This window comes from Rhodospirillales bacterium RIFCSPLOWO2_02_FULL_58_16, from assembly GCA_001830425.1.
GTDB lineage: Bacteria > Pseudomonadota > Alphaproteobacteria > Rhodospirillales > 2-02-FULL-58-16 > 2-02-FULL-58-16.
This window is the reverse complement of record MIAA01000029.1, coordinates 48663-58408: the sequence shown is the minus strand read 5'-3', so window position 1 is coordinate 58408 and position 9746 is coordinate 48663. Positions and strand designations below refer to the sequence as shown.

10 protein-coding genes are annotated in these 9746 nt (G+C 56.1%); 2 read left to right on the top strand and 8 right to left on the bottom strand.

Annotated elements, in window-relative coordinates:
- Window positions 1-145: 145 nt before the first annotated feature.
- The 6 genes from A3H92_11535 to A3H92_11510 all read right to left on the bottom strand — a co-directional run bounded on the left by A3H92_11535 (window position 146) and on the right by A3H92_11510 (window position 3784).
- Window positions 146-538 (bottom strand): hypothetical protein, encoded by a 393-nt coding sequence (locus A3H92_11535; protein ID OHC74709.1) that lies wholly within the window; start codon window positions 536-538, stop codon window positions 146-148.
- A gap of 80 nt (window positions 539-618) precedes the next feature.
- Window positions 619-1818 (bottom strand): hypothetical protein, encoded by a 1200-nt coding sequence (locus tag A3H92_11530; GenBank protein ID OHC74702.1) that lies wholly within the window; start codon window positions 1816-1818, stop codon window positions 619-621.
- Window positions 1818-2513 carry a hypothetical protein gene (locus A3H92_11525; protein ID OHC74708.1) on the bottom strand — a complete coding sequence of 232 codons (696 nt, stop codon included), beginning with the start codon at window positions 2511-2513 and terminating at the stop codon, window positions 1818-1820. The genes A3H92_11530 and A3H92_11525 overlap by 1 nt, the downstream gene beginning before the upstream one ends.
- 113 nt (window positions 2514-2626) lie before the next feature.
- Window positions 2627-3148, bottom strand: coding sequence for a hypothetical protein (locus A3H92_11520; GenBank protein OHC74701.1), 522 nt, complete (start codon window positions 3146-3148; stop codon window positions 2627-2629).
- Between the two features lie 41 nt (window positions 3149-3189).
- On the bottom strand, window positions 3190-3564 hold the full coding sequence (locus tag A3H92_11515) for a hypothetical protein (protein OHC74700.1): 375 nt from the start codon (window positions 3562-3564) through the stop codon (window positions 3190-3192).
- Window positions 3565-3592: 28 nt separating this feature from the next.
- Window positions 3593-3784 (bottom strand): hypothetical protein, encoded by a 192-nt coding sequence (locus A3H92_11510; GenBank protein OHC74699.1) that lies wholly within the window; start codon window positions 3782-3784, stop codon window positions 3593-3595.
- Window positions 3785-3927: 143 nt separating this feature from the next.
- Here A3H92_11510 and A3H92_11505 point away from each other — a divergent pair, with 143 nt between their 5' ends.
- Window positions 3928-4443: a hypothetical protein gene (locus A3H92_11505; protein ID OHC74698.1), complete on the top strand. Its 516-nt coding sequence runs from the start codon at window positions 3928-3930 to the stop codon at window positions 4441-4443.
- Here A3H92_11505 and A3H92_11500 read toward each other — a convergent pair.
- Entirely contained in the window at window positions 4430-5431 is a 1002-nt protein-coding gene (locus tag A3H92_11500) for a hypothetical protein (protein OHC74697.1), read from the bottom strand. The genes A3H92_11505 and A3H92_11500 overlap by 14 nt on opposite strands.
- 66 nt (window positions 5432-5497) lie before the next feature.
- Between A3H92_11500 and A3H92_11495 the strand changes: the two genes are divergently transcribed.
- The gene (locus A3H92_11495) at window positions 5498-7465 is read left to right on the top strand and encodes a hypothetical protein (protein OHC74696.1); all 1968 of its coding nucleotides are present in this window, start codon (window positions 5498-5500) and stop codon (window positions 7463-7465) included.
- A gap of 218 nt (window positions 7466-7683) precedes the next feature.
- Here A3H92_11495 and A3H92_11490 read toward each other — a convergent pair whose 3' ends face one another.
- On the bottom strand, window positions 7684-9732 hold the full coding sequence (locus A3H92_11490; protein OHC74695.1) for a hypothetical protein: 2049 nt from the start codon (window positions 9730-9732) through the stop codon (window positions 7684-7686).
- Window positions 9733-9746: the final 14 nt, after the last annotated feature.

Below are 9746 nucleotides of genomic sequence, written 5' to 3'. Positions count from 1 at the left end.
TGCGCGACCCCGCATTATAGGCTCGGGAGAGTGACCACCGGAATTACGCTATGTGGTTTATAAAACAGTATCGGCAACAACCTCCCCTTCTTCGTAAGGAGGGGAAAGTGGGGGGCCGTCATAGGTCAATGATTAAGGCCGATGTTCAATCGTTTTTGGCGCCCCGGTTGATCCAGCGCCTGAGGATGGTCTTTTCCCACTTCGACAGTTCCTGGTCGTTATGAGGCATCTTGAGTTGCTTGGACGCCCGTCCCTCGATAAGGACCATCATGTTGCTGGAGAACGCATCCCCCGGAACGATGATCGGGCCGAGCTTGGTGCCTTTCATGATCGATTCATACGTCGTTATGTCCAGGCCGCTTTTTTCAAAGCCCTCGCCGTTAGGCGGCGTATGGCACGAGGCGCAGTAGAACAGCAGGATGGGATGGGCTTCATGCTTGAAGCTGGCATCATCCGCCCGCGCATTTGATGACCACGTTCCGGTGAGCAGCAACGCGGCGCTCGCAACCAGCGGGCCTAAAAATCTATGGGTAATCATCGAATCTTTCCTCCGTTTGAGCGTTTGAACATAGGTCCGCGCAATGCCGTAGCGCATTTAACCGTAGGGACGGCGTTACGTCAATGATGGCCGGTGGCCTTCTCTTGGCCGGGGTCGGTTAGAACGGGAATGAAGCGGCCGATAACGTAATAAACGACAAAGGGCATCGACAGGATGATCACCGCCGTCAGGATGCCTTCCTTGCCGATCAACTCCCAATGATAAGCAACGTATCCGCGATCCGATTTCGAGATCAACTGGCCGCCGACCACCACGTTGAACCGCATGACCAGAACCTGGAACACCAGCATCAGGCAGGCGAAATTCGAGAGATAGATCAACGCCTTTCCCCGAATGTCGAGAAGTGAAACTATGCCCAGCACCAGAACGGGGCCGAGCGAAAGAAACCCCATCTGCCCCAGCACATAATAACCGAACAGAGGTCCATCCAGCAGCGGTTTGATGGTCTTCCAGTGGAGGCCCTGTTCATAAACAAAAAACGACAGCTCAAGCACTTCCATCGCGTAGTCGATGATAAAGGCGATCCACAACGTGATCATCAGCTTCTTGGTCATATGGTAATCATACTTCCATCCTTTGTTCCAGGTGATGAAGCTGTACATAAGAAAGAGTATGGCCATGCCGCTGACGATGGCGGAGGACAGGAAAATGAACGGCTGCAACGGCGTCGCCCACCAGGCGATGGCCTTGACCGAGCCGAAGACGAACCCGACATAGCCGTGAAGCAGGCAAGCCCATGGAATGCCGATGCCGGCCAGGAATTTGGTGAATTTGCGGTCGCTGTTTGCCGAGGACGGAAAGTATTCAGTGACGCCCAGACACAGGATATACCAGATCAGCCCCATCAGGCCCTTGCCGCCGGTCTCCCGGTATTTCCCGATGAAGACCTTGCGGTAAATCATCCATATTTCGAGCATCAGCAGGACCAGATAGCTGGAATAAACGTAGCCGAATATGCTCATCGCCGAGGTCAGGTGAGGCGTGGTGTATATCTGGTAGAATCGCTGCGGCTGTCCGAGATGAACCAGCAACGGCAGACCGGCGAACAGGCCGAAGCTGAACGCCGCCACCAGCGCCATGTTGGCGACCGGCTTGAACTCCTTGACCTCGAACACATGATACATGGAGGAAACAACGAAGGCGCCGGCCACCAGCCCCGTGATATAGGGATAGATGACGATCATGATCGACCATGTGACATGGGCGTTATTGGGGAAGATGTAGTTCACCAACGCCCCGGCGGGCAATAACTCTTCCATCAGATAACCTCCCTCGGCAGGCCGACATAAAAACAGGTCGGATCGGTATTCATCTCCGGCTTGAGGATCATCCACTGATCCGCAGCGAAAATCTTGGTCACCTCGCTTTCCTGGTCCTTGAGGTCGCCGAAAATCCTGGCCTTTTGCGGGCAGACGGTGACGCAGGCGGGCAGCTTGCCCTTCATCACCCGGTGATAGCACCAGGTGCACTTGTCGGATTTCTTCTTGACCGGATTGATGAAGCGGGCGGCGTAGGGACATGCCTGGACGCAGTAGCCGCAGGCCAGACAATAGCCGTTATCGATCAGGACGAATCCTTCCGGCGACTTGAAGGTGGCGCCGACAGGACAGACCTGGACGCATGGCGGATTGTGGCAGTGATTACACATTTTAGGAACGGTCATGGCGTTGATGACGTCATTGCGGTAAATCTCATTGACGCGCTCGAACCCCTCAAGGGCGCCGTTGGGGGAATCGACGTAAACGCCCTCCCGTTTAATAATGTAGCGTTCGACCCAGGTCCGAAAGAATTCGGCGGGAACGCTGTTTTCCCGTTTGCAGGCGCGCACGCAGTTGCCGCAGCCGATACATTTGTTGACGTCGATCACATAAGCGTAGCGGTGCTTTACCTTGGCAAGACTCTTGTAGGTCGGGCTTTCCGGGCCGTGGGCGGCGGCGCCGGGTCCGAACACCATAAGGACGGTGGCCGCCGCCGTTCCGGCAAGCACATGTTTCAGGAATTCCCGCCGGGCGTCATAATCGGCGACGGCCGGATCGGAAAATTCAAACTTATTCGGGTTTTGGTCCGTCATGGTTTCGGGTCGTGGGCGTTATGGCAGGTGGTGCATAGCATGACGTCCTCATTTTCCTTGGGCTTTTCATTGTGCATCTGATTGTGCATATCCGTATGCTCCATGATTTTTACCCCGTCGAATTGCGGGAAGTCCTTGGGCTTGGTAATGCGTCGATCATGGCAGTTAAGACACTGCCACGAGGATGTGGTTTCGACCTTGGCGTCGGCGATCTTTTTGCCCTCCTGGGCATGGTCGGCGAGAGAGCCGTGGCAGGACTCGCACGACAACGCCTTGTGCGCGTGTTGACCGACGTCGTCGTGCTGTTCCTTATGACATTCCACGCAGGACTCGTTGCCTCCGTAGATTAAAGGCTGTTCCAGCATTTCATCAAGGGAGGCGCCGCGATACCAGTTGCCGTCCGCATCAACCCAACTGGACGGCACGGCCCACGCCTTGATCACCAGAAAAGCGACCAAGGCAATGGCTGCCACCGCCGCCAGGCGGTAAAAATGTGACTTGGCGGTGAACTTCTTCATGGCCGCGTTTTCCCCCGACTACCTTATGCCTACGGCGATGATTATTTTAACGTCTTCAGATACTCGATAACGGCGGCGCGTTCCTCGGCCTTTGTCAGCTTGAAAACCATGGTTTTCTCGCCGACAAACTTGGTCGGATCGGTGAGATAAGCATCCAGATTCGCCTCGTTCCATACGACATCCTTTTTATTCTTGAGTCCCAGGTACTTGGGAAATTCCGTCGAGGCGGCGTTTTTTCCGAAAACGCCGGCCAGGGAAGGACCGTTCTTGTGGTCGCCGGCTTTTATCGCATGACAGGCCTTGCACCGCTTATTGTAGACCTCGACGCCGTCCTTGACGTCGGGGGCGCCGGCCGACGCCGATCCGCCGGCCAGGGCAACCATGACGGCCAAGCCCAGGAACTGTCCCTTGTTCATTAATAAATCCCTCCCTTTTTTATAATCATTACTTTATTTTTTTCCGGGCCGGAGCTTTCTTCTTCGTTGCGGCCTTGGGTCCGGAGGCGCGGACCATGCCCGATTTGATTTCATTCTCCGCTTTCAGCCAATAGTCCATCTCCCTGCCTTCGGGAGAACCGTCGGCCTCCCATAGCGTGTAGGCGCGATAACGAATTTTTTCGTCTAATTTGTCAGACATGTGAGGGATCCTCCGGCTGGGTAAAGTCTAAACGCGCAAGTTCCATTCTACGCCAATTAATGCCTGTTATCAATCTGTCCCTCTTGATATTTTGGTATCGATACGATTTATTGCGACGGCGTATGTCCACAAGGGAACCTGATATGGCGAAACCGGACGATAAACCTTTCAAAAATCTGCGCGTGCTGATCGTCGATGACAGCGGATTCATATGCAGAATATTGCTCGGAATGCTGCATGAATTATCGGTCAGGGAAGTTCGTGAGGCGAAAGACGGCGCCGACGCCCTGGCGGCCATAAAAAGCGGATTCTGGCCGAATCTTATCATCACCGACTTTGAAATGCCGGGTATTGACGGCGTTGAGTTCACGCGAACCGTTCGCACCGGCAAGGATATTTCCATTCACGAGGTGCCGATCATCCTGATTACATCGTTCGCCGATGCGTCCCATGTGCAAATGGCCCGCAATGCCGGGGTCAGCGAGTTTCTCGCCAAGCCTTTTTCACTTGAGATGCTGGTCAGCCGGATGCATGCCGCCATTGATCGGCCGCGCCCTTTCGTCGAAAGCAGCGTCTTCACCGGCCCTGACCGGCGCCGCAAATGGGAATTGGACTTCGACGGCGAAGAACATCGCAAGAATAAAATCAGCGAACCGTAAGGGAGCGCTTTACGATTTGCTGCGGATGATCGGCGTCGTCGCGGAACAAGCGGACTTCTCCTTTATACTCGCCGACGGCCAGGGGCTGCTTGCCGGGGTGGACGCCGGTGAAAACAAAGCGTCGAAACCGGTCCTCGTTGACGGTGGAGGTCTTTTCCTTGAGCAGCGTTCCGTCCGGGGCAAAGATTTTCAGATTGATGCGATCCCCGGCCTTGACCCTGAACACCCCCGCCCAAAACATCAGGGCGGGCGTCAGGCGCGGCAGAACCGTCCGGGCCAGGTCGCCTTCGACCATCATTTCCATTTCGGGGTCCCTGCCGGCAAACCCGGCGGAATAAATACTGCCGGTGCGATAAGCCAGCCTGTCCAGCGACGGTTTGTCCCACAAGGGAGAGGCCCCCGGCCCGCATTCCTGCGAACGCTCAAGGCCGATGAAGGGATCGACGGGCAGGTCTTGGCGGCGAACCGATATATGCAGATGGGTGAACGATGACAGGCCGGAATGTCCGACCAGCCCGATCTTCTGCGCACGCTTTACCTTGTCGCCGTTGCGCACCGTAACGCTGCCGAGGCGAAGGTGGCAGTACTTGCTCTCCCAGCCGCCGCCGTGATCGATGAGAACGCTGTTGCCGCATTCGTCTCCCTTGATTGCCTTGCGTCCGCCGATCTTGTGATAGTCGATGTCTTCCATCCTGTCCCGGTAACCGATGACGACGCCCGGAGCGGCGGCAAGCACGGCAACGCCCCTGCGCATGACGGCATTATTCTCAATGGCGATGTCGGCGCCGTTGTGGCCGTCGTAGGTTACGTTGCCGCAGGCATAGTCGCGGGCGCCCTCGCCCGGATCATGGTCGATATAGTTGACGATCCAGCATGTCTCGCCGGGATCGCAGTCGATGGGCATGGACAATTCCGGCTGCTCCGCCGTTTCGGCGGGCGACCCGGCGGCTAAAAGAAAAACGACGATCAATAATGCCGTGCGCAACAACTATCTCCTTTCATATCCCATATCGTAGCGAGTCGAAGGCAGGCGAGGCTATCATGTCAACCGAAAATGAATTATGATCAGCCGTTCGGCGGCGCCTTTTCGGGATATTTGCAAAGCATGGCGAGCAAGAGACTATTTTCACGAAAACGGAACCCGATCATAGCCGCCGCCGTGACGGCGGTCATTATTATCGTTGTCCTCGGCACATTAACCGGAGCGGGAACCGCCATCTCCCGGCAAATCGGCTCGATGATCAACGCCAGCCAAGAGATCAAGGCCGAGATCGCGCTGTTTCACCTGCGGCTCGATGAAATGATCCAGGGCGACCCGTCGGTCAAAAGCGAGGACGTTTGGTCGCATTTAGCCGATGCAAAATGGTATGCCGACGCCATGCTTGAAGGCGGCGTTAGAAAAGGGGTTGTCTATGTTCCCCTTGACGCCCCCTCCCTGAGGGCGCTGGTCACTGAAATCGTTCACCACATAGGGGAGATCGAAGGGATCGGTCGACGGCGTGAACTGACCCCCCAGGCTAACGCCATTGGAAGCGCCGGCGACCAGGAATTCGGTCTGCACTTCAACCATGTCGTCGAGCAATCGGAGCTGCTTGAAGCGGAGCTTCAGGTAATAGTCTCCGACAAACTGAACAAGTTTGTTTTGCTGTCCGTCATGCTGGGAGTCGGCGTCATTGCCTTTGCCGTCGCCGTCGCTTTCATATTCCGGCGTTACGAACGGCAGAGAGAGGCGGCGGCAACCGATCTTGAGGAAAGCGAGGAAAAATTCCGCTCAATCTGCCAGACGTCCGCCGTAGCGATGATCGTTTCCATTAACGACAACGGGAACGTCACTACATGGAATCCCGGAGCGGAGAAAGCGTTCGGCTACAGCGCCGGTGAAATCATCGGTCAACCCCTGATCCGCCTTATCCCTGAACGGTACAGGGAGGCGCATCTGGCGGGCATGGCGCGGGCGGTCGGCACCGGGCAATACCGCATTGTCGGCAAAACCGTCGAGTTGTCAGGATTGCATAAAAACGGCCATGAGGTTCCCATAGAACTGTCGTTAACCGCCTGGCAATCAGGAGGAAGGTCCTATTTCAGCGCCGTCATCAACGATATCTCCGAGCGCAAGAAAGCTGCGGATCAACTGCGTACGGCCCATGACGAGCTGGAGCTTCGCGTCGAGGAAAGAACCCATGACCTGCATCATCAGATCATCGAGCGCGAATACGCCGAGGAGGCTCTCAGGCAGGCCAATATTGAACTGGAGCTTCGCGTCGAGGAAAGGACTCGCGACCTCAAAAAAGCAAAGGACGAGGCCGAACTCGCCAACTACGCCAAGTCCCGGTTTCTGGCAAGTATGAGCCATGAGTTGCGCACCCCTCTGAACGGCATCATCGGCTTTTCCGAAATGATGAAAAACGAGATGTTCGGGACGCTTTCGGACAAATACAAAGATTATGCGACCGATATCCGCAATGCCGGCCAGCACCTTCTTAATGTTATCTCGGACATTCTGGATATTTCCAAGCTGGAAAAAGGCACCCTCGCCCTGGATGAAAAGAAGTTCAACCTCCTCAGGATGGCCGTCCCTTGCATGAGGCTGATGCAGAAATCAGCCGACAGCAGTCAAATCACCCTGCTTCTGGAAATGTCCGAAGATCTTCCGCCCTTGCTTGCCGACGAGACCAGGGTCAAACAAATTCTCCTTAACCTGCTGTCCAATGCGATTAAATTCAATCTTCCGCACGGGCGGGTAATCGTTGACGCCGAGGTTAATGATAACGGCGCCGTTGCCCTGCGCGTCAGCGACACCGGATGCGGCATTGCCGCCGAAGATATCCCCATGGTGCTGAAGCCGTTCGGGCAGGTGGACGACGTCATGACCCGCACCCACGAAGGGACCGGGCTTGGGCTGTCCTTGTCGAATCGCCTTGCCGAACTGCATGGCGGACGCCTGGAAATCGAAAGCGAAATCGGCAAGGGCACTACGGTGACCGTACTCTTCCCGCCCGAAAGAACCATCTCCCTGTCATGACGCGCTTATGCCATCGGCCATTAATGGTTGACCCCTGAAATAAGCATGACAACAGAGGCTCAGAGACACAGAGGAGGATAGAAAAAAGAAAAAGCAGGAAGAAAACTTCCTTAATACCCATTCTCCATTTTGTCTTTCTTGGCGTCTTAGCGTCTTTGCGTGAGTTATACTACTTCGTCTTCTAATGCTATAGGGGGCACCGTTAATAACCTTCGGCATTACTTGTTGGCGGCAGCCGTCGCCATGTCATTTCCGTTGATCAGAACCTTCCCGTCGGCGGTTATGTCGATGTGGAACCTGGCCGTATCATCGCCGTCGGGGCCGGGTCCGGCAACCGCCAGATCGGATAACATATTCGTGAGCAACAGAAAAATCGGCTCTACATTTTTGGGGTCCTTGGTCGCCGCTTCCTTGATTTTGTCGATTCCTTTGACCGCGAGATCGAAGCCTCCCGAAACGCCGTAGACGGACGCGGCGTCGGCTTTCAGCAGACCGTCCAGGGTGAGGCCGGCCTTGACGGCGTTCATATCGGCCCTGGCGATGATTTTGGTTCCCGCCTGCGCCGACAGACTGCGGATGCCGGCGGTAGAAAATGATTGCCGATCAAACAATGCCTCCAAAACCGCCTCGATCGGCAAGCGCTCGACCTTGATGCTGACGGCGGCGTCGTGAGGGGCGACGGCCTGTGATCGGCTGTCGGCGGCTTTCAGGTTGTTGTGGGCATAGGCGAGGGAGAGGGCGGCGTAAGGCATCTCCAGCCCCCATGCGGCGGAGAAGTTCAGGCCGCCCAGCGATCCGACAGACTTGCCTTTATCATCGTTGATTTCCAGGTTGACCAGTTTCAGATCAACTCCCATATTCGGCGCCGCGCGCAACGCCGTCAGCGCCATCTTTTTTGTCAGTTCCCTTGATGCGTCGGGACTAAGGCGGGACGTCGTCTTGGGCATGGCGTTTTGAGAAATCAGCCTGATGTTGTCGGTAAAGGCTTTGTCATCAAAGCCCCCGATGTTGCCGGTTATTTCCATTGATTCCAGAGACGCCAATCTGACGCCGGGAGTGGTGACGGCAATTTTGGCGATTCCCATACGGTAGACGCCGCCCGATGTTCCGGGGGAGGCTCCCTTCCGGTTGCCGGCAATCACAAAACGGTCGGCGGCGACGGTCAGCGATTTTTCCGGTTCCTTGATCAATATATTCGTCAGTTCGATATCGGCCTCGGCGAAGCGATTGCTTTCGGGATGCCACAGGCCGTTAAATCGTTTCTGGTTGTGGGTTATGACCAGTTTCCGGCTATTATTCATATCAACCATGGTCGCCCGTATCCGCGCCGGCAGGGTCACGTTGACCCTGTAGGCGTGTGCGTCCTTGATATTGCCGTCTTCCGGCTTGATCTTTAAACCGGATTCGGCAAAAGAAACGCCGGAGCCGTCACTCCTGACGAACGCGAAATCCGGGATGGAAACGGCGAACCAGCCCTGGTCCTCTTCCGCGACGCGCACCGGCCCGTTCATTTTCATGGTCGCGTTCGGCGGGATCATGGCGTTTATGGCGTTGGTGATGACCATGTGGATAAATCCGACATCGGTATCAATATCGGCTTCGTCAACGGAAAGGGTCCGGCCTTGTCTGAAAGGCGACTCATAACCGCTGTCGTACAATTCATCGAGGGCTTGCTCCGCCTCGACATCTCCCTTCTTGGCGGCCATGTCCAGCCATTCCTCCGCCTTCTTTTTATCCACCTTGGAACTGCCGAACTTCCCCGCATAGAGCAGGCCGAGGTGCTTTTGCGCCTTAAGGTGATCTTTTTCGGCGGCCTTGGCGTACCATTCTGCGGCGCCGGCCAGACTGAAGGGGACGCCTACGCCCAGGCGGTACAATTCTGCGAGCTTGAACTGTCCTTCTGCGTCCTCGTTCTCGGCGGCGCGTTTGTACCAGTGCCATGCCATTGAGTTGTTTGCCTCGACGCCTTTGCCTTCAAGGTAGAGATCGCCGATCATGGCCTGGGCTTTGGCGTTGCCGGATTTAGCCAGGGCTTCCAGGTTTCTGGCGATTTTTTTGTCGTCGCCGCCGGCCAGGGCGCCCTGCACTTCCTCCAGCGCCTTGGCGGCCTTGGCGGCTGCGGCGGCTTCGCTGTTTTCCTGCGGGGGCGGATCGGCGGCGGATGCGCCCCAGGCCGGCATGGCGGCGACGGCCATGAGCAGAACCAGCGCCTTGATCCGATTTTTTGCGGCGGGCATTTTAACGTGCGGCTCCGAGCGGATTATCATGGCGTAAATGTTGC